The organism is Pseudomonas sp. Xaverov 259 (genome assembly GCF_019352915.1).
Taxonomy (GTDB): Bacteria; Pseudomonadota; Gammaproteobacteria; order Pseudomonadales; family Pseudomonadaceae; genus Aquipseudomonas.
Window position 1 is genome coordinate 641940 of the sequence record NZ_JAAAFV010000031.1, and the last position, 17025, is coordinate 658964.

The following is a 17025-nucleotide window of genomic DNA, read 5'->3' on the forward strand; positions in this document are numbered from 1 at the left end:
TATCCAACTGTAAAAATAGCGGTTACGATTGCGCGGTGATCAAGAGGACTCGTCATGGCCATTTCAACGCCCACAACCGCACCGCCCGAACCCTATGTCCTGGCCGATGAACCGGTACTGGACATGCTCAATACCCTGGCAAATATCGACGGCGTGCCGTGGGATTTCTGGCAGGCAGACGCCGACGTACAACGCTGGCTGCTGCGCTTGCAGTGGGTCGAGGAGGGCGGCATGCCGGTATTCGCAGACGGCGAGTTGCTGGGTGCCGCGCGGGAGCTGCGTGAGGTGATTCGTGAATTGGTCGCCGCCCGCAAGCAGGGCCAGGCGGCCAACCCGGCGGCCCTCAACGGCTTTTTGCGCAAGGCGGTGAGCCATCCGCAACTGGTTTGGCCGGCATCCGGAGCGCCACAATTGGAGCGCCAACGCAAACTGCAGACCGCCGAGCAATTTTTATCGCCGATTGCCGAAGCAGCGGCTAACTTATTGGTGGCCGGCGACTTCAACTTGATTCGCCGCTGCGAGCACCCGGAATGCATCCTGTGGTTCTATGATCGAACCAAGGCCCACAAGCGTCGCTGGTGCAGCATGGCGTTGTGTGGCAACCGGCATAAGGTGGCCGAATTCCGTAAACGAAAACTGGCGCTGTAAACGAGAGGGCGCTGCAAGCAATCAAATAACGACCGGTGTGTATATCGGTATCCGCTAGGGTTTCACCGACTGTTCGCGCTCCAGCAGTTGCCGCTTGCGCTCTACACCCCAGCGGTAGCCTGACAGCTCGCCATCACTGCGCACCACGCGGTGGCAGGGAATCGCTACCGCCAGGCTGTTGGCGCCACAGGCTTGGGCCACCGCGCGAAACGACTTGGGCGCGCCGATCTGCGCAGCAATCTGCGCGTAGCTGGCGGTGCTGCCCACCGGGATATCGCGCAGTGCCTGCCACACGCGCTCCTGAAACGCGGTGCCGCGCAAATCCAGGGGTAAATTCAAACCCAGGGCAGGGGCTTCGATAAAACCCACGACCTGGGCGATTAACTGTTCGAACGCATGGTCTGCACCGACCAGTTCGGCTTTGGGGAACTGGTCTTGCAGGTCGCGCAGCAGGGTGTCCGGGTCATCGCCCAATAAAATCGCGCACACGCCGCGTTGGCTTTGCGCTACGAGAATCGCCCCCAGCGAGCATTGGCCCAGCGCAAAAAGAATCCTGCTGTTAGTGCCACCAGCCTTGTAGTCGCTGGGTTTCATGCCGAGCAGTTGATCGGCGGATTCATAAAAGCGACTGTTGGAATTAAAGCCTGCGTCATACAGCGCGTCGGTCACCGAGTGCTCGCCCTTGAGGCCATGGCGAACTTTGCGTGAACGCAGGGCGCTGGCGTAACCCTTGGGTGTCAGGCCGGTGACGGCTTTGAATACGCGATGAAAATGGAATGCGCTTAGCCCAGCGCCATGGGCGAGTGCTTCCAGGCTGGGCGGGGTTTCGGCCAGCTCGATCTGTCGGCACGCCTCGGCCACCAGTTGGGCATGGTGGGCGGCCAATTGAGTCTGGTCGCCGGCCGCGCGCTTGCTGGGGCGATAACCCGCTGCTTCGGCTTGCGCCGCAGTGTCGAAGAACTCGATGTTTTCCGGGCGCGGCAAACGCGAGGCGCTGCTGGGGCGGCAATACACGCCAGTGGTTTTCACACCATAGACAAATAGGGCGTCGGCCTTGGCATCACGGGCGACGATAGCGGCCCAGCGTGGGTCTTGTTCGGTGGTCATGGCCTGCACTCTTGACGGATCACGGCCAGATTAACCGCGTTGCTGATGGCCGGCACTCTGAAGCTTGCGGTCAAATTAGCCGGCGGTGCGAAAGGTCAGGTTGATGCGTTGCGGGCCCATGATCGGATGCACGCCTTGCTTGATCGGCATCACCCCATGAAAGCGCAAGCGATCGACACCGCCCCAGACCACTACGTCGCCGTGGAACAGCGAGACTTTCTGGGTTTTGTCGCTGCGCTCGTGGCCGCCAAACAGGAATACAGCCGGCAAACCCAGGGAGATTGAAACGACTGGGGCGCTGTAGACACGTTCGTTTTTGTCTTGATGCAGGGACATCTTGGCGCCCGGCACATAGCGGTTGATCAAGCAGGCGTCCGGCGCAAACGCGCTGAAGCTAGCTTCGGCTGCGGCAAGCGCGGCCAGTTCACGCAAGGTTTCGGGCATAGCTGGCCACGGCTGTTGATTGCGTGGGTCAATCGGGCTGTAGCGGTAGCCGGCACTGTCGGTGGTCCAGCCCAGCGCGCCGCAGCTGCTCAGTGCTGCCGACATGGTGAAACCGCCGGGCGTGACCATTTGCCGGAACGGCGATTGGGCCAGTATCAGTCGTAGCTCAGGCAGCAGGCGGTCAATCCAGGGCAAGGCGAAGCCCCTTAGCACGTAGGACTCTTCGCCAATCTGCTCGCGCCTGGCCGGTTGCTGCAAGGCATCCTCAGCGAACAGATCAGCCGTCGGGCCTGGCATGGGTTACAGCGCCTTGCTCACAGTGATTTCGGTGATTACATCGCTGGCATCGTGGATTTTTGCCAGGGCTTCCTTGGCTTCTTCAACACTGTTGGTATTCAGTTGGGCGAACTCAAAGCGACGTTCGCCATTGAGCTTGTACTTGATAACGTATTTGGTCGTGGTCACAGCGGTTTTCCTGTCGAGGGTTCGGCTCAGCTCAGCTTGGTGCTGGTACGGCGAACGATACGGATCTTGTGGGACAATGCCGGTTTACGGGTCACGCTAATGGCGCGACGCGTGACCACATCCAGCGTGATGTTCCAGAACCCGGTGCTGGGGGCGGTGATTTTCGCCGGGAATTTGTCAAACGCGCCGCCGTGGTAAGTGTGGCGGCCACCGTTCTTGAAACTGCGGAAATTGGCATCGCTCATCAGGCGAATATTGCAGGTCTGCGAGCATTCGATGACAACGATGTCGCCCTCGTTGAGGTGCTCGCGCTGGTGGATGAATTTCATGGGGGTGTCTCCAGAAGGGCTTTTTCTGAAAAATCAGAATGATACGTAGGTTAAGATAGAGTTTATCAGCCCTGACGCGATTATTATCGGGTCGTCGTCGACGACTTCGACAATTTAAAACAGTTATTTCCCGAGTTTTCAGAGATAAATCCTATATCGGCGGGAGAAATTTCCTCTCTACGCTGTCGTAGGGTCTTTATCGGAGGTTTAAGTATGAAGTGGAGTGTGTTGGTTCTGGCCTTGGCGTTAGGTGGATGTGCTTCGGTTGCAGATATCAAGCAGACCCCGCCAACCCTGGTGGTTATTTCAGGCAAAAAACCGCCTGAATATGCCGCGTGCGTGGTCCGTAAACTGGAAGCGACCCGCCGGCCGTCGCAGATTGAGCCGCACAAGGATGGCGTACAGGTGATTGTGCCGCAGAAATTCTCGGCCGACCCTTCGGCGATCTTCGAGATTGAAGATCGCTCCAGCGGCAGCAGTATCAAGCTCTATGAGAGCATGTCAAATGTGCCGATCCGCCCAGGCGATATCAAGAAAGCCGCGGAGGATTGCATCTCCGGCTAAGCCTTTGGTTTATCCGCTTACTGATCCCGATAGAAAAGCCCGACCCTGCCTTGGCAGGGTCGGGCTTTTTTTTGCGTTTATTTGAGTGTTGTCGCCTGAGGATCATTGCCCTACTATTTGTAGGCTTATGCGTTTGCAGTCTAAGCATATAACTATAAGGAAGGAGCCGTGATGATGTCTCTGAAACGACTGTTGATAGGCAGCGCGTTGCTGTTGCTATTGGGCAATGCCCACGCGCTGGACGGAAAAAAGCTGTTTACCGAAGGCGGATCGCAACCGGGCGCCATGCCTTGTGTGGCTTGCCACGGTGCCGATGGATTGGGCCTGGCGGCCGCCGGTTTCCCCAGGCTCGCAGGGTTGCCGGCCGCGTATGTGCGCAAACAATTGGCTGACTTCAGCAGCGGGGCGCGCAGCAATCCGGTAATGCAGCCGTTGGCCAAGGCGCTGACTGAAGAGGAAGTGACGGCGCTCAGCGAAGCGGTGGCAGCGATGCCGTTTCCGGCCGTCGCAACGGCGTACCGCAGCGACATGCCAGTGGGCGCCGCGCAAAAACTGGCGTTGCAAGGTGCCTGGGAGCGTCAGATTCCCGCGTGCGTCAGTTGCCACGGGCCTGCCGGTGCTGGCGTGGGCGACGCATTCCCTCCGCTGGCGGGCCAGCCTGCCGCTTACCTGGCGGCGCAATTGATGGCGTGGCAGAACGGTAGCCGTCACAACGACCCGAATGACTTGATGGGCCATATCGCCAAGTCCCTGACGGCAGAAGAAGTACAGGGCGTTGCCCAGCATTTTGCGGCGTTGAAGCCGGAGGCCAAGCCATGAAGCCATTCACCTTAGCGTCGGTACTCGGCTTGCTGGCCGCACTGCCTGCCCATGCGGCGCCAATTGCCATGGAAGACCAATCCCAGTTGCAGCCGCTGGCCAAGCCCGCAGTTGCCGATCAATTTCAGCCGCCGCAGGAAAGCGAGCTGCCCGACAATGCCTACGGCAAGCTGGTGCGCCAGGGCTACGCCTTGTTCGTTGACACCAAGCGCCTGGCGCCGCAGTTTGTCGGCAACGGGCTCAACTGCAGCAATTGCCACCTGGATCAAGGCCGCTTGGCCAACTCGGCGCCTCTGTGGGGCGCGTACCCGATGTACCCGGCGTACCGAAAGAAGAACGACAAGGTCAACACCTTTGCCGAACGCTTGCAGGGCTGTTTCCAGTTCAGCATGAATGGCGGCACGCCTCCAGCCGCCGACAGCCCGGAGATTACCGCGCTGTCAGTCTATTCCTATTGGTTGGCCAGCAAAGCGCCGTTGGGTGTGGAGCTTGCGGGGCGCGGCTACCCGGACGTGGCGCAACCGGCCAAGGGTTACAACCTGGCCCAGGGCGCCGAGGTGTACAAGGGCCAATGCGCGGTGTGCCACGGCGGTGAAGGGCAGGGGCAAAAGGTCGGTGACAGCTATGTGATGCCGCCACTGTGGGGCAAGGACTCCTACAACTGGGGCGCCGGCATGCATCGAATCAACACGGCTGCGTCCTTCATCAAGCACAACATGCCACTGGGCAAGGGTGGCAGCCTGAGCGATCAGCAGGCGTGGGATGTGGCGGCCTACGTCAACAGCCATGAGCGGCCGCAGGATCCGCGCCTGGTTGAGGGCTCGATAGAGAAAACCCGGGTCAAGTTTCACGCCAATGACGGGGTCAATCTTTATGGCCAGACACTAGAGGGCGTGCTGATCGGGCAGGGCATCCGTTAAACTGTCGGCCATTCAATGCGCCATTCAATGCAAACATGCCGCTCAAACCCTGGGTTTGCGCGGCATTTGTCCTTCCTGGAAAGCCCGTCATGAAAAGAGAACACGTCAAAGCCCGACATGCAGAAGGCCAAATATCGGCCACCCATGTCATTCAGAACCCCGCCGACCTGGGCGAGTGGATCGTATTTTTCAAGAAGAGCGGCGGTCGCAGTTACTTCCTGGTAGACGATCAGGACGAGGTTGAGTCATTCCCGCGCCTGGATGACCTGATCGAGACCTTGCGCGGCCTGGGGATCAAGTTCGCCGAAGTTCATCTGTAACGCGCAGGGTTACTTGCACACCACCACGACGCTGCGGCTCTTGAAGTTGCCCACGTCTTTTCCCAGGGTCTTGTCGCTTTCTTTGAGTGCCGGCGTGCCTTCGGTGCCGACGATGCGGTAACCGGTGCCTGCACATGAAGCGTCGGCTTTTTCATAGCAACTGGCCCACGAATTGGCTTCGCCCGAGCAGTCGATGGTCAGGCCTTGCTCGCCGTTTTTAAGGTAGGTGTCGGACGTGGTGGTGCAGCCGGTCATCAGCGCCAGGGCCGCAGTCAGTGCCAGAATCTTGTTCATGAGTTGGGTCGTCGTCGAGGGTGTAGGAGGGGCGCAGACACTGTCGTGGGGCGTTATCAGCAAGATTATAGCGAACGGCCATCAAGGTACAGACAAACACAAAAAAGCCCCGTCGACCGGGGCTTTGTGCGCAACGCAATAGCGCTTACTTTTTGTCCTTGGGGCGCTTGCTCGATGCGTGGCCGGCTTCGTCCACAAACACTTCAGCCACCGCAATGGCCATGCTTTCGCTCGCGAATACCCCAGCGACGCTGTCGCCGTGGAAGTTGATCAGGTGCCAGCCGTCCGCTCGCTGGGTGATCAGGTAGCCGTTTACGCCTTTTGGTTCTGACATCTATCAATCTCGTGGTGTGGTTCAAGCGCGTAATGATAGCGCCAATTGGCCCTGGGGCGCGCAAGTTGTTGCAGGTCAGTGCCCTGCATCGAAAAGCATGCTAAAACCATTAAGGCCCTTTTAAGTAAAGGAGCAAAGGCTGGTTTTGTCGCGCCATGAGTGAATGCTCTTCGTAGGATCAGCGGAACTTACGCGCGGATTTTTTCTCTATGTTGACATCGCAACGCCAGCAGGACCCATTGTAAGGTGACTGCGGCCTGATTAGACTGCGCCGAATTCCGTACGCACAGCCCTTTGTAAGGACTTATATGATCAAGAAATGCTTGTTCCCAGCAGCCGGTTACGGCACTCGCTTCTTGCCAGCGACCAAAGCCATGCCCAAAGAGATGCTGCCGGTGGTGAACAAGCCACTGATTCAGTACGGCGTCGAAGAGGCACTGGATGCCGGTCTGAACGAAATCTCCATCGTTACCGGCCGCGGTAAGCGCGCTTTGGAAGACCACTTCGACATCAGCTACGAGCTGGAAAACCAGATCAAGGGCACCGACAAGGAAAAGTACCTGGTCGGCATCCGTAAACTGCTCGACGAGTGCTCGTTCTCCTACACCCGTCAAACCCAGATGAAAGGCCTTGGCCACGCCATCCTCACCGGCCGCCCGTTGATCGGTGACGAACCGTTCGCCGTGGTCCTGGCTGACGACCTGTGCGTTAACCTGGAAGGCGACGGCGTACTGACCCAGATGGTCAAGCTGTACCAGAAATACCGTTGCACCATCGTTGCGGTTCAAGAGGTCGACCCTCAGGAAACCAACAAGTACGGCGTGATCGCTGGCGACGACATCGGCGATGGCCTGATTCGCGTGCGTGACATGGTTGAAAAACCAGCGCCTGAAGATGCACCTTCGAACCTGGCGATTATCGGTCGTTACATCCTGACGCCGGACATCTTCAAGCTGATCGAAGAAACCGAGCCAGGCAAAGGCGGCGAGATTCAAATCACCGACGCCCTGTTGAAGCAAGCCAAAGATGGCTGCGTGATTGCCTACAAATTCAAAGGCCGTCGCTTCGACTGCGGTGGCGCTGAAGGCTACATCGAGGCCACCAACTTCTGCTACGAGCACTTCTACAAGACCGGTAAGGCTTACTGATTCACAGCAGCCCGCCTAAAAAGCCACCTTCGGGTGGCTTTTTCGTTTTTCAGCCCCATGTAAGTCGGTATGCTGATGAGCTGCCGAGGAGAGTGAAATGGCCTACGATTTTGATCTGTATGTAATTGGCGCCGGTTCCGGCGGTGTGCGCGCAGCGCGTTTTGCTGCGGGTTTTGGCGCCAAAGTGGCGGTGGCCGAAAGCCGTTACCTGGGAGGTACGTGCGTTAACGTTGGCTGCGTGCCGAAAAAACTGCTGGTGTACGGCGCGCATTTCGCCGAAGACTTTGAACAGGCGAGCGGTTTCGGCTGGTCGCTGGGTGAAGCGAACTTTGACTGGGCGACCCTGATCGCCAACAAAGACCGTGAAATCAACCGCCTCAATGGCATCTACCGCAACTTGCTGGTGAACAGCGGCGTGACTTTGCACGAAGGGCACGCACGTTTGGTTGATCCGCACCAGGTGGAGATCAATGGCGAGCGCTTTACGGCCAAGCATATCTTGATCGCCACAGGCGGCTGGCCGCAGATCCCGGAAATCCCGGGGCGCGAGCACGCCATAGGCTCCAACGAGGCATTCTTCCTCAAAGAACTGCCCAAGCGCGTGCTGGTAGTCGGCGGTGGCTACATCGCCGTTGAGTTTGCAGGCATCTTCCATGGCTTGGGCGCACAGACAACCTTGCTGTATCGCGGCGACCTGTTCCTGCGCGGCTTTGACGGCGCGGTGCGCACGCACCTGAAGGAAGAGCTGACCAAGCGCGGCCTCGACCTGCAATTCAATGCCGATATCGAGCGCATCGACAAGCAGGCCGACGGCAGCCTCAAGGCCACCCTCAAAGACGGCCGCGCGCTGGAAGCCGATTGCGTGTTCTACGCCACCGGCCGCCGCCCGATGCTGGACAACCTGGGGCTGGAAAATACCGGCGTCAAGTTGAATGAGCGCGGCTTTGTCGAAGTCGACGACCTGTACCAGACTGCCGAAGCGTCGATCCTGGCCATTGGCGATGTGATCGGGCGGGTGCAATTGACGCCCGTCGCGCTGGCCGAAGGTATGGCAGTTGCTCGTCGGCTGTTCAAGCCGGAACAATACCGCCCGGTGGATTACGCGATGATTCCGACCGCGGTGTTCAGCCTGCCGAATATCGGCACGGTGGGCCTGAGCGAAGAAGACGCGAAGAAAAACGGCCATAAGGTGCAGATCTTCGAAAGCCGCTTCCGGCCGATGAAGCTGACGTTGACCGACTGCCAGGAAAAAACCTTGATGAAGTTGGTGGTCGACGCCGACACCGACAAAGTCCTGGGTTGTCACATGGTCGGGCCGGACGCCGGCGAGATCGTCCAGGGCCTGGCGATCGCGCTCAAGGCCGGCGCGACCAAGCAGCATTTCGATGAAACCATTGGCGTGCACCCTACGGCGGCGGAAGAGTTCGTCACCATGCGCACGCCTGTGTCGGGCTGATCAGGCGTCGGCGGTTGCCTCTGGTGGCGTTGCAACGACGGCCGCCAGGCGCAATGCCTCGATACTGGCCTGGGCCTTGATCAGGTCCAGTTCCAGGGTTTTGCTCACCTGCTGTTGCTCACTCAGCGCCGCCTGGCGCGCGTGACTTTCCTCTACAGCGACCCGCAAGCGCTCCTGCAGCAGGGTGCGTTCGCTTTCCATCCGGCCAAGCTGCTCGCTGAGAGTTTGCTGCTGCGCCTGTTCCTTGCGTGATTGCTCCTGCAGGGCGGTCAATTCCTTGCTGGTCACGCGGTGCTCGATAAGCAGCCGCTCATTGTCGCGATGCAATTGGGTGATCTCATCCTGGCGCACCATGGCGCTTTGTTGCGCTTGGCGCAATTCAGCCTGCACCTGCTGCAACTGGCCTTCATGGCGCCGCTGTTCCTGCTCGCGCTGTTCCTTGACCGCATTGCGGTAGTGCTCAAGCGCGTCGCGGGCGTGCAGGTGTTTGTCTTCGAGCGAGCGAATCTGCTCGTCCTTGTCATTCATGCGCAGCTCGTAATCGCTGCACGCCTGGCTGAGTCCTGCGTTGCGGGTTTGTTCGGTTTGCAGGCTGGTGCTGGCGGTTTGCAGTGCAGCACTTTCTTCCGCCAGGGCTGCTGCCTGTATATCAAATTGCTGCTTGAGCTGGTTGTGAGTCTCTTCCAGCGCTTCAACCTGAGCGAGTAGGGCGGCTTTTTGTTGTTCGAACTGCGCCAGCGCCAAGTCGATAGGCTCCTGCGCCTTCTCTTTAAGGCGTTGGGCCAGACGCGCGACCAATTCACCTAGCTCGTCGTCAATCGGGGCTTCAGTAATGGTTAGCCGCGTTTCGCTGTCATCCAATTCCTTCAAATAACGATGAATCGTGGTTTTCGAGCCGGTATTGCCCATCTCGATACGCACCGCGTCGATGCTGGGGTTTTCGCCGCGGGCCAGGATCGCCAAGCGTGCCGTTTGAACCACTGCTTTGTTTATGCCGCCGCGCGCCATGGGGTCTCCGTCGATTTAGTACTGTGGTACGTAGTATGTAGATACATACTCTATCACGAATAAAAACTCGTTTAAATTCATGATTTAACAGATGGGATATTGGCGTATTATCCCGTGTCATAAGCGTTTTACCCGCTAATACATCCGTCAGCAGTACGAGTAGGCCTTTCATGAGCGACTTGGACCGATACCTCAACGCCGCCACCCGCGATAACACGCGGCGCAGCTATTGCGCGGCCATCGAGCATTTTGAAGTGAGTTGGGGTGGGTTCCTGCCGGCCACCAGCGACAGCGTTGCGCGCTACCTGGTGGCCCATGCCGGGGTGCTGGCAGTCAACACGTTGAAGCTGCGGCTCTCGGCGCTGGCGCAGTGGCATACCAGCCAGGGTTTTCCGGACCCGACCAAGGCGCCCGTGGTACGCAAGGTGCTCAAGGGCATTCGGGCGGTGCATCCGGCGCAGGAGAAACAGGCCGAGCCTTTGCAGCTCAAGCACCTTGAGCAGGTGGTGGCCTCACTGGAGGTTGAAGCCAGGCAAGCGCGTGAGGCGCAGGATCAGCCGCGATTGCTGCGCGCCAAGCGCGACACCGCACTGATCCTGCTGGGCTTCTGGCGCGGCTTTCGCAGCGACGAGTTGTGCCGCCTGAGCATCGAACACGTGCAAGCAGTGCCCGGTGCCGGCATCAGCCTGTACCTGCCGCGCAGCAAAAGTGACCGCGACAATCTCGGCAAGACCTACCAGACCCCGGCACTGCTGCGGCTATGCCCCGTGCAGGCCTACAGCGAATGGCTGAGCGTTTCGGCCTTGGTGCGCGGCCCGGTGTTCCGTGGAGTAGATCGTTGGGGCAACCTGGGCGAGGAGGGCTTGCACCCCAACAGTGTGATTCCGCTGCTGCGCCAGGCTTTGGAGCGCGCGGGGATCGCGGCCGATCAATACACCAGCCACTCACTGCGCCGTGGCTTTGCCACTTGGGCTCATCGCAGCGGCTGGGATTTGAAGTCGCTGATGAGTTACGTCGGTTGGAGCGACATGAAATCTGCCATGCGCTATGTTGAAGCAACCCCCTTTCTGGGCATGACCTTGGCGACTCAGCCGCTGCTTTGAGATTTCTTCTATTAATACAGGCACCTGATAGGGAAAACCAATCGTCAGCATCAGGTTTGCCAATGAGCCATCGACGGAAAGAGTGGGTAGGATTCACCTCATCAACTTTTCAACCACTGACGGAGAGTCACCGATGCCTATCATCAACAGCCAAGTAAAACCGTTCAAAGCGACCGCCTACAAAAACGGCAACTTCGTAGATGTGACTGACGCTGACCTGAAAGGCAAATGGTCGGTAGTTTTCTTCTACCCAGCCGACTTCACCTTCGTTTGCCCAACCGAACTGGAAGATCTGGCTGACAACTACGCCGAATTCCAGAAACTGGGCGTCGAGATCTACAGCGTTTCCACCGACACCCACTTTGCTCACGCTGCCTGGCACAACACTTCGCCAGCCATTGGCAAAATCCAGTACACCATGATCGGCGACCCAACCCTGACCATCTCGCGCAACTTCGACGTACTGATCGAAGAAGCTGGCCTGGCAGACCGCGGTACTTTCGTGATCAACCCGGAAGGTCAGATCAAGATCGTTGAACTGAACGACGGCGGTGTTGGCCGTGACGCTTCCGAGCTGCTGCGCAAAATCAAGGCCGCTCAGTACGTCGCTGCTCACCCAGGCGAAGTGTGCCCAGCCAAGTGGAAAGAAGGCGAGGCGACTCTGGCTCCGTCCCTGGACCTGGTCGGCAAGATCTAAGTCTGTGAAACATCAAGGGCGGATTGCCGCACCTTAAGTAAGCTGCACCGCCCTCAAAACGCCCGGGCGAGATTCGCTCGGGCGTTTTTTTGTCTGCAATAAACCGAATTAATAGGAAATCGCCCGTATGTTGGACGCCAATCTTAAAGCTCAGTTGAAGTCATACCTGGAACGGGTCACCCAGCCGATCGAGATCGTCGCCTCCCTCGACGACGGTGCGAAATCCCAGGAAATGCTTGCCCTTTTGCAGGACGTGACCAGCCTCACCACGCTGATTACCCTCAACACCGATGGCGATGATGCGCGCAAGCCATCGTTCTCCATCAACCGCCCGGGGGCCGATATCAGCCTGCGTTTTGCCGGCATCCCAATGGGCCATGAATTCACTTCGCTGGTGCTGGCCCTGCTGCAAGTCGGTGGCCACCCGTCGAAGGCCAGTGTCGAAGTGATTGAACAGATTCGCGCCCTGAAAGGCGAGTTCAGCTTCGAGACGTACTTCTCGCTGTCGTGCCAGAACTGCCCGGACGTGGTCCAGGCGCTGAACCTGATGGCCGTGCTTAACCCGAATGTCCGCCACGTCGCCATCGATGGCGCGCTGTTCCAGGCTGAAGTCGATGAACGCCAGGTCATGGCGGTGCCCAGCGTGTACCTCAATGGCGTGAACTTCGGCCAGGGCCGCATGGGCCTGGAAGAAATCCTCGCCAAGCTCGACACCAGTGGTATCGAAAAGGCTGCCGAAAAAATCAGCGCCAAAGACGCCTTTGATGTGCTGGTTGTCGGCGGTGGCCCGGCCGGTTCTGCTGCTGCGATCTACGCCGCACGTAAAGGCATCCGCACCGGCGTTGCAGCTGAGCGCTTCGGCGGCCAAGTGCTGGACACCATGTCCATCGAAAACTTCATCTCCGTGCAGGAGACCGAAGGGCCGAAGCTGGCCAGCGCGCTGGAAGCGCATGTGCGTCAGTACGACGTGGACATCATGAACCTGCAACGTGCCAGCAGCCTGGTCCCGGCAAAAAATGCCGGTGAGCTGCACGAAATTCGCTTCGAAAGCGGTGCGACTCTCAAGTCCAGAACCGTGATTCTGGCCACCGGTGCCCGCTGGCGCGAAATGGGTGTGCCGGGCGAGCAGGAATACAAGGCCAAGGGCGTGTGCTTCTGCCCGCATTGCGACGGCCCGTTGTTCAAAGGCAAGCGTGTGGCAGTGATCGGCGGCGGTAACTCCGGCGTTGAAGCGGCCATTGACTTGGCCGGTATCGTCAGCCACGTGACCCTGCTCGAGTTCGACAGCAAATTGCGCGCCGATGCCGTGTTGCAGCGCAAGCTCTACAGCCTGCCGAACGTTGACGTGATCACCAGTGCGCTCACCAGTGAAGTCAAAGGCGACGGCCAGAAGGTCACCGGCCTGGCGTACAAGGACCGCGACAGCGGCGAGTTCAAGACCATCGAACTGGAAGGCATTTTTGTCCAGATCGGCTTGCTGCCCAACACCGACTGGCTCAAAGGCACGGTGGAATTGACCCCGCGCGGCGAGATCATTGTCGATGCGCGTGGCGAAACTTCACTGCCGGGTGTGTTTGCTGCCGGTGACGTGACGACCGTGCCGTATAAGCAGATCGTGATTGCGGTAGGCGAGGGCGCGAAGGCTTCGCTGAGTGCTTTTGATCACCTGATCCGCACGTCGGCACCGGCATAAATTCAGCGCAAATAAAAAACCCCATGATCACTCATGGGGTTTTCTCGTTCCCACGTTCTACGTGGGAATGCATCCGGTGACGCTCCGCGTCACGCAGAACGCTTACAGCGGCGCTGGCTGAATAATCTCAACCCAGTAAGCATCCGGGTCTTTGATGAACGCCAGGCTTTTCATGCGGCCATCGCTCAGGCGCTTCTGGAAATCACAGCCCAGCGCTTCAAAACGCTCGCAGGCCGCGACGATATCCGGCACCGAAATGCAGATATGGCCAAAGCCACGCGGGTCGGTGTTGCCGTTGTGATAAGCAAACTCGGCATCGTTTTCGGTGCCGTGGTTGTGGGTCAATTCGAGGATGCCTGGGATCGACTTCATCCACTGCGTACGCGCAGCAGCGTCGGCCGGGATCTGGGCCTTGTCCACCAGGGCGAGAAAATACAGGCTGAATTCAGCTTCCGGAAAGTCGCGCTTCTCAATCAGGGAAAAACCCAGGACGCGGGTGTAGAAATCCAGCGACTTGGTGATGTCCTTGACCCGCAGCATGGTGTGGTTGAACACGAAGTTCGCGGTGGCGGTGTCAGGTTGGGCAGTGACGCCTGGGAAAGTGTTCAGATCGTGCAGGCTCATGGGCCCTCCAGAAAAAATGGGGCAAACGCGACTCGTGACTTGAGTGGTCCCTTGGCTTGCGGCCGGCATCCGTGCCGCACCGCCATGATACGCAAGCGTTGCCGGCCGAGCCAAATGAAAAAGGTCACTCAGCCCTTGCGAGCCAAGGGTGCCGGGCTCAAACTTCGACGCTTGAACCTTGGGTGTTTGTCTTGATGATTGAATTTCGTAAACCGCTGTTGAGCGCTGTATGCATGTTGCTGGGCAGCCCCTTTGTGTTGGCGGCCGATCCGGAAATTCATTGGCCCAGCGGCTGGCAAGTCGAGGAAGTAGTGCCCGACGACGAAGCGCCGGTAAAACCGCAGGCGGTGTCCCGCCAACGCGCAATCAAAAATGATGAAAACGGCAACACCTTGATGGTCATGGAGTTGACCGGCACCCCGATTGAGGCGGGCCATAAAGTTAATCTTCAAGGCGTATTGCTGGAAATGCGCAAATCCATCCAGAAGGATTTTGCCGGCAGCGGTTATCAAAGCGTGTGCACCAAGATGCACACCACCACCTTGAGCCGTCTTGAGGCGCTGGAAACTACTTGCGTGATTACCGAGAACGGGCGGCACATATTGTCACAAACATTGGTTGGCGCAGTTGATACCGATAAAGCCTATGTCTTTTCCTTTGCCGGGCAGGCCGAGGCCTACGAGGCGAGTAAGGATGAAGTCAGTTCAGTGCGTGATAGCCTTAAACTTTGAGCGGGTTATCTCACTCGTTTTTGAACAATGTGAACACTTGATTAAGTTCGTTTTCGAAGCAAAAAAAACCCCGCATCAGCGGGGTTTTTTGCAGCGTCTTTCGATCAGCCGCGCAACCAGGAATCTACAGTGGCAGCGCCATACTGTTCTTTCCAGGCTTTCAGGCCGCGGTGGTTGCCGCCTTTGGTTTCGATCAGTTCGCCGGTGTGCGGGTTGTGGTAAACCTTGACCACGCGTGCGCGGCGCTGTTTTGGTGCGGCAGCAGCGGCGCTGGCTTTACCAGGGTTAGGATCAAGGATCGAGATAATGTCGCGCAGGCCTTTGCCGTAGTGCTTCATCAGCCCTTGCAGCTTTTCTTCGAATTCGATTTCTTTTTTCAGGCCAGCGTCATTCTTCAAGGATTCCAGCTGAGCCAGCTGTTCTTGAAGGGCTTTTTCTGCTGCGCGAAATTCGGCGAGTCTGGACAAAATCTGTACTCCAATAGTGTAGTTGGCTGACATCAACTGCAGATAAAGCGTGTAGGCCAAGAGCTTTAAGGTAACTCAAAGAAAGTGGCCTTTCTGCGAGTTCAGCACAGGCAGGAAAAATTGTAGTAGTTAATGCCGCACGAGTAAATCACGGCGTTACCTAAATAAGATTATTTCATCCAACGGACTAGATGGCTATTCAATGGCTGGCCAGCGACTTAATGAATTCTTCACAGGGTAACGGCCGGCCGAACAGGTAGCCCTGCAGGAAATCCACACCTTGGGCTGCAAGGTATTCGCATTGCTCTGCTGTTTCCACGCCCTCGGCCACTATACCCAGGTCCAGCTTGGCGCTGAGTTCTATGATGCTGTCCAGAATATGCCGTGAGAGCGCATCGGCACCAATCATGGCAACAAAGCTTTGATCGATTTTCAAGTAGTCGACATTGAAGTTGCGCAAGTAACCCAGGCTGGAGTGGCCGGTGCCGAAGTCATCAATCGCGATCATCACCCCCAGTTGATGCAGGGCGTCGAACAGGCGGGCAGTGATGTCGGTGGGCTGAATCAGTTCACGTTCGGTCAACTCCAAGACCAGCGTCACCTGGCCACGCGCGAAAGCGGCGAGAAACTCCCGGCAGTCCTGCACCAAGTCCAGGTCCAGGCAGTGACTGGCGGTGATGTTCACGCCGATATGGAAGCCCGGGCTGAAGCGCTCGGCATGCGGGGCCAGTTGTGCGGCGGTCTGGCGCAACAGCGAGCGGGTCATCGGCACAATCAGGCCGGAGTGTTCGGCCAACGGGATGAACAGGTCAGGGCGCACCAGGCCTTCCTTTGGATGTTGCCAGCGCATCAACACTTCACAGCCGGCCCACTCACGGGTGTCACCGCGCACCACAGGCTGGAAATACGGAATAAATTCGTTGGCCCCCAACGCGCGCTGCAACTCATGGGTCGGCGCCGACGAGCGCTTTTGCAGCCAGTGCGCCAACACGCCCGCCAACACACCAAAAAATACCAGCAAGCTGAACAGCGCTGGGTAACGCGCCTCCATGTACCGCCATACCTCACCGGCCGGCATGCCCGCGTCGACACTGTAACGATAACGCTCAGAGGCCAGGTGCTGATGAGCCACCGCAAACTGCGGGACGGCGGTGGTGTGCACCTTACCGTCGTCGTCCAGCCAGTTTGGCCCCACTTGCAGGATCAGATCCGCGTAGCGGCTGATCAGGCGCAAGGCGTTGGTCAGGTGATAACCGTCAACCGAGGCAAACGCGGCTTTATCGCCATCGACCAGGCGGTAAACCAACAGTGCGGTATCCGGCGTTACCGGGTTGCCGTTCATCAACCACAGCGTGCCATCCACGTAATCGTCCGGGTTGACGGGCGACTGGTAACTGCCGCCGAACAACGAACTGCAATAGATGTTTTTCTGCCAGGACAAGGTGGTCGCCCGCACAAACGGGCGCCGCGTGACCTGTTCGCGCAGTGCCAGTTGCGCGCCGTTGTCGCACGGTTGGCCGGCCAGTGGCAGCAAGGCTTGGGCGGCGAGGGCAGTGTTGTCGAGCATTAAATCGAATTGGCGTACTGCTTCCAGGGCGGTTTGGGCGGTGCTTTGTTCCAGGGTGCGTTCGGCTTGCCAGTGAAGAATCACAACCCCCAGTAAAACGGGGAGCAGACCGCAAACACTGCTGAAGAAAACGCGTGCAGTTCGGCTTCGAGGGCCTTTGGCGGTGAGGGGCATAGGGGCAGCCAATAACGGAATAAAAAGAGAGGTATGTGCCGATGATAGATGGCATTACGCAGTGGCGCTCAGTTGTTTGGATCGACATGACCTAGCCGTTCGGTCAGTTGTTG

21 protein-coding genes are annotated in these 17025 nt (G+C 58.3%); 11 read left to right on the forward strand and 10 right to left on the reverse strand.

Annotated features, from left to right (window positions below):
• The first annotated feature begins 60 nt into the window (after nucleotides 1-60).
• Nucleotides 61-648 carry an ABATE domain-containing protein gene (locus K0H48_RS13370; protein WP_219267965.1) on the forward strand — a complete coding sequence of 196 codons (588 nt, stop codon included), beginning with the start codon at nucleotides 61-63 and terminating at the stop codon, nucleotides 646-648.
• A 54-nt stretch (nucleotides 649-702) separates the two neighbouring features.
• Here K0H48_RS13370 and ada read toward each other — a convergent pair whose 3' ends face one another.
• From ada to K0H48_RS13390, 4 genes are all read right to left on the reverse strand, one after another.
• Complete coding sequence (ada, locus tag K0H48_RS13375; RefSeq protein WP_219267831.1) at nucleotides 703-1755, reverse strand: bifunctional DNA-binding transcriptional regulator/O6-methylguanine-DNA methyltransferase Ada; 1053 nt, start codon at nucleotides 1753-1755, stop codon at nucleotides 703-705.
• A gap of 75 nt (nucleotides 1756-1830) precedes the next feature.
• Nucleotides 1831-2496 (reverse strand): DNA oxidative demethylase AlkB, encoded by a 666-nt coding sequence (alkB, locus tag K0H48_RS13380; RefSeq protein ID WP_219267832.1) that lies wholly within the window; start codon nucleotides 2494-2496, stop codon nucleotides 1831-1833.
• Between the two features lie 3 nt (nucleotides 2497-2499).
• Nucleotides 2500-2664, reverse strand: a complete 165-nt coding sequence (locus tag K0H48_RS13385) for a hypothetical protein (protein WP_219267833.1) — start codon at nucleotides 2662-2664, stop codon at nucleotides 2500-2502.
• Nucleotides 2665-2690: 26 nt separating this feature from the next.
• Nucleotides 2691-2993 (reverse strand): DUF1883 domain-containing protein, encoded by a 303-nt coding sequence (locus K0H48_RS13390; RefSeq protein WP_003173824.1) that lies wholly within the window; start codon nucleotides 2991-2993, stop codon nucleotides 2691-2693.
• Nucleotides 2994-3206: 213 nt separating this feature from the next.
• Between K0H48_RS13390 and K0H48_RS13395 the strand changes: the two genes are divergently transcribed.
• From K0H48_RS13395 to K0H48_RS13410, 4 genes are all read left to right on the forward strand, one after another.
• Nucleotides 3207-3557 (forward strand): hypothetical protein, encoded by a 351-nt coding sequence (locus K0H48_RS13395; protein ID WP_200433939.1) that lies wholly within the window; start codon nucleotides 3207-3209, stop codon nucleotides 3555-3557.
• Nucleotides 3558-3728: 171 nt separating this feature from the next.
• The gene (locus K0H48_RS13400; RefSeq protein ID WP_219267834.1) at nucleotides 3729-4376 is read left to right on the forward strand and encodes a c-type cytochrome; all 648 of its coding nucleotides are present in this window, start codon (nucleotides 3729-3731) and stop codon (nucleotides 4374-4376) included.
• Nucleotides 4373-5296: a c-type cytochrome gene (locus tag K0H48_RS13405; RefSeq protein ID WP_219267835.1), complete on the forward strand. Its 924-nt coding sequence runs from the start codon at nucleotides 4373-4375 to the stop codon at nucleotides 5294-5296. The genes K0H48_RS13400 and K0H48_RS13405 overlap by 4 nt, the downstream gene beginning before the upstream one ends.
• A gap of 89 nt (nucleotides 5297-5385) precedes the next feature.
• A complete protein-coding gene (locus K0H48_RS13410) occupies nucleotides 5386-5616 on the forward strand; it encodes a hypothetical protein (RefSeq protein ID WP_138817751.1) in 231 nt (76 codons plus the stop codon).
• Nucleotides 5617-5625: 9 nt separating this feature from the next.
• Here the strand turns inward: K0H48_RS13410 and K0H48_RS13415 are convergent, their stop codons facing one another.
• Both K0H48_RS13415 and K0H48_RS13420 read right to left on the reverse strand, forming a co-directional pair.
• On the reverse strand, nucleotides 5626-5910 hold the full coding sequence (locus tag K0H48_RS13415; protein WP_017135492.1) for a hypothetical protein: 285 nt from the start codon (nucleotides 5908-5910) through the stop codon (nucleotides 5626-5628).
• A 145-nt stretch (nucleotides 5911-6055) separates the two neighbouring features.
• Nucleotides 6056-6244 carry an aromatic amino acid lyase gene (locus K0H48_RS13420; RefSeq protein WP_138817750.1) on the reverse strand — a complete coding sequence of 63 codons (189 nt, stop codon included), beginning with the start codon at nucleotides 6242-6244 and terminating at the stop codon, nucleotides 6056-6058.
• A gap of 308 nt (nucleotides 6245-6552) precedes the next feature.
• Here K0H48_RS13420 and galU point away from each other — a divergent pair, with 308 nt between their 5' ends.
• Entirely contained in the window at nucleotides 6553-7392 is an 840-nt protein-coding gene (galU, locus tag K0H48_RS13425; protein ID WP_003212579.1) for a UTP--glucose-1-phosphate uridylyltransferase GalU, read from the forward strand.
• A gap of 97 nt (nucleotides 7393-7489) precedes the next feature.
• On the forward strand, nucleotides 7490-8848 hold the full coding sequence (gene gorA / locus K0H48_RS13430) for a glutathione-disulfide reductase (protein ID WP_219267836.1): 1359 nt from the start codon (nucleotides 7490-7492) through the stop codon (nucleotides 8846-8848).
• On the opposite strand, the gene K0H48_RS13435 is transcribed toward gorA, so the two are convergent.
• Entirely contained in the window at nucleotides 8849-9856 is a 1008-nt protein-coding gene (locus tag K0H48_RS13435; RefSeq protein ID WP_219267837.1) for a DNA-binding protein, read from the reverse strand.
• A gap of 170 nt (nucleotides 9857-10026) precedes the next feature.
• On the opposite strand from K0H48_RS13435, the gene K0H48_RS13440 reads away from it, so the two are divergent.
• The 3 genes from K0H48_RS13440 to ahpF all read left to right on the forward strand — a co-directional run bounded on the left by K0H48_RS13440 (nucleotide 10027) and on the right by ahpF (nucleotide 13349).
• Nucleotides 10027-10959, forward strand: coding sequence for a site-specific integrase (locus K0H48_RS13440; RefSeq protein ID WP_219267838.1), 933 nt, complete (start codon nucleotides 10027-10029; stop codon nucleotides 10957-10959).
• 133 nt (nucleotides 10960-11092) lie between these two features.
• Nucleotides 11093-11656 carry an alkyl hydroperoxide reductase subunit C gene (gene ahpC, locus K0H48_RS13445; protein WP_003173835.1) on the forward strand — a complete coding sequence of 188 codons (564 nt, stop codon included), beginning with the start codon at nucleotides 11093-11095 and terminating at the stop codon, nucleotides 11654-11656.
• Between the two features lie 127 nt (nucleotides 11657-11783).
• Complete coding sequence (gene ahpF, locus K0H48_RS13450; RefSeq protein ID WP_219267839.1) at nucleotides 11784-13349, forward strand: alkyl hydroperoxide reductase subunit F; 1566 nt, start codon at nucleotides 11784-11786, stop codon at nucleotides 13347-13349.
• Nucleotides 13350-13451: 102 nt separating this feature from the next.
• Here the strand turns inward: ahpF and gloA are convergent, their stop codons facing one another.
• Nucleotides 13452-13973 carry a lactoylglutathione lyase gene (gene gloA, locus K0H48_RS13455; RefSeq protein ID WP_219267840.1) on the reverse strand — a complete coding sequence of 174 codons (522 nt, stop codon included), beginning with the start codon at nucleotides 13971-13973 and terminating at the stop codon, nucleotides 13452-13454.
• A 194-nt stretch (nucleotides 13974-14167) separates the two neighbouring features.
• On the opposite strand from gloA, the gene K0H48_RS13460 reads away from it, so the two are divergent.
• Complete coding sequence (locus K0H48_RS13460) at nucleotides 14168-14704, forward strand: DUF4946 domain-containing protein (protein ID WP_138817779.1); 537 nt, start codon at nucleotides 14168-14170, stop codon at nucleotides 14702-14704.
• Between the two features lie 104 nt (nucleotides 14705-14808).
• Here the strand turns inward: K0H48_RS13460 and K0H48_RS13465 are convergent, their stop codons facing one another.
• On the reverse strand, nucleotides 14809-15171 hold the full coding sequence (locus K0H48_RS13465; protein WP_065929983.1) for a histone-like nucleoid-structuring protein, MvaT/MvaU family: 363 nt from the start codon (nucleotides 15169-15171) through the stop codon (nucleotides 14809-14811).
• 199 nt (nucleotides 15172-15370) lie between these two features.
• The gene (locus K0H48_RS13470; RefSeq protein WP_219267841.1) at nucleotides 15371-16912 is read right to left on the reverse strand and encodes an EAL domain-containing protein; all 1542 of its coding nucleotides are present in this window, start codon (nucleotides 16910-16912) and stop codon (nucleotides 15371-15373) included.
• Between the last annotated feature and the right edge of the window lie 113 nt (nucleotides 16913-17025).

Bases quoted from the DNA above. Each gene is read 5' to 3' on its own strand.
- ada (WP_219267831.1), bottom strand. From the start codon at position 1,755: ATGACCACCGAACAAGACCCACGCTGGGCCGCTATCGTCGCCCGTGAT.
- alkB (WP_219267832.1), bottom strand. From the start codon at position 2,496: ATGCCAGGCCCGACGGCTGATCTGTTCGCTGAGGATGCCTTGCAGCAA.
- K0H48_RS13390 (WP_003173824.1), bottom strand. From the start codon at position 2,993: ATGAAATTCATCCACCAGCGCGAGCACCTCAACGAGGGCGACATCGTT.
- K0H48_RS13395 (WP_200433939.1), top strand. From the start codon at position 3,207: ATGAAGTGGAGTGTGTTGGTTCTGGCCTTGGCGTTAGGTGGATGTGCT.
- K0H48_RS13400 (WP_219267834.1), top strand. From the start codon at position 3,729: ATGATGTCTCTGAAACGACTGTTGATAGGCAGCGCGTTGCTGTTGCTA.
- K0H48_RS13405 (WP_219267835.1), top strand. From the start codon at position 4,373: ATGAAGCCATTCACCTTAGCGTCGGTACTCGGCTTGCTGGCCGCACTG.
- K0H48_RS13410 (WP_138817751.1), top strand. From the start codon at position 5,386: ATGAAAAGAGAACACGTCAAAGCCCGACATGCAGAAGGCCAAATATCG.
- K0H48_RS13415 (WP_017135492.1), bottom strand. From the start codon at position 5,910: ATGAACAAGATTCTGGCACTGACTGCGGCCCTGGCGCTGATGACCGGC.
- K0H48_RS13420 (WP_138817750.1), bottom strand. From the start codon at position 6,244: ATGTCAGAACCAAAAGGCGTAAACGGCTACCTGATCACCCAGCGAGCG.
- galU (WP_003212579.1), top strand. From the start codon at position 6,553: ATGATCAAGAAATGCTTGTTCCCAGCAGCCGGTTACGGCACTCGCTTC.
- gorA (WP_219267836.1), top strand. From the start codon at position 7,490: ATGGCCTACGATTTTGATCTGTATGTAATTGGCGCCGGTTCCGGCGGT.
- K0H48_RS13435 (WP_219267837.1), bottom strand. From the start codon at position 9,856: ATGGCGCGCGGCGGCATAAACAAAGCAGTGGTTCAAACGGCACGCTTG.
- K0H48_RS13440 (WP_219267838.1), top strand. From the start codon at position 10,027: ATGAGCGACTTGGACCGATACCTCAACGCCGCCACCCGCGATAACACG.
- ahpC (WP_003173835.1), top strand. From the start codon at position 11,093: ATGCCTATCATCAACAGCCAAGTAAAACCGTTCAAAGCGACCGCCTAC.
- ahpF (WP_219267839.1), top strand. From the start codon at position 11,784: ATGTTGGACGCCAATCTTAAAGCTCAGTTGAAGTCATACCTGGAACGG.
- gloA (WP_219267840.1), bottom strand. From the start codon at position 13,973: ATGAGCCTGCACGATCTGAACACTTTCCCAGGCGTCACTGCCCAACCT.
- K0H48_RS13460 (WP_138817779.1), top strand. From the start codon at position 14,168: ATGATTGAATTTCGTAAACCGCTGTTGAGCGCTGTATGCATGTTGCTG.
- K0H48_RS13470 (WP_219267841.1), bottom strand. From the start codon at position 16,912: ATGCCCCTCACCGCCAAAGGCCCTCGAAGCCGAACTGCACGCGTTTTC.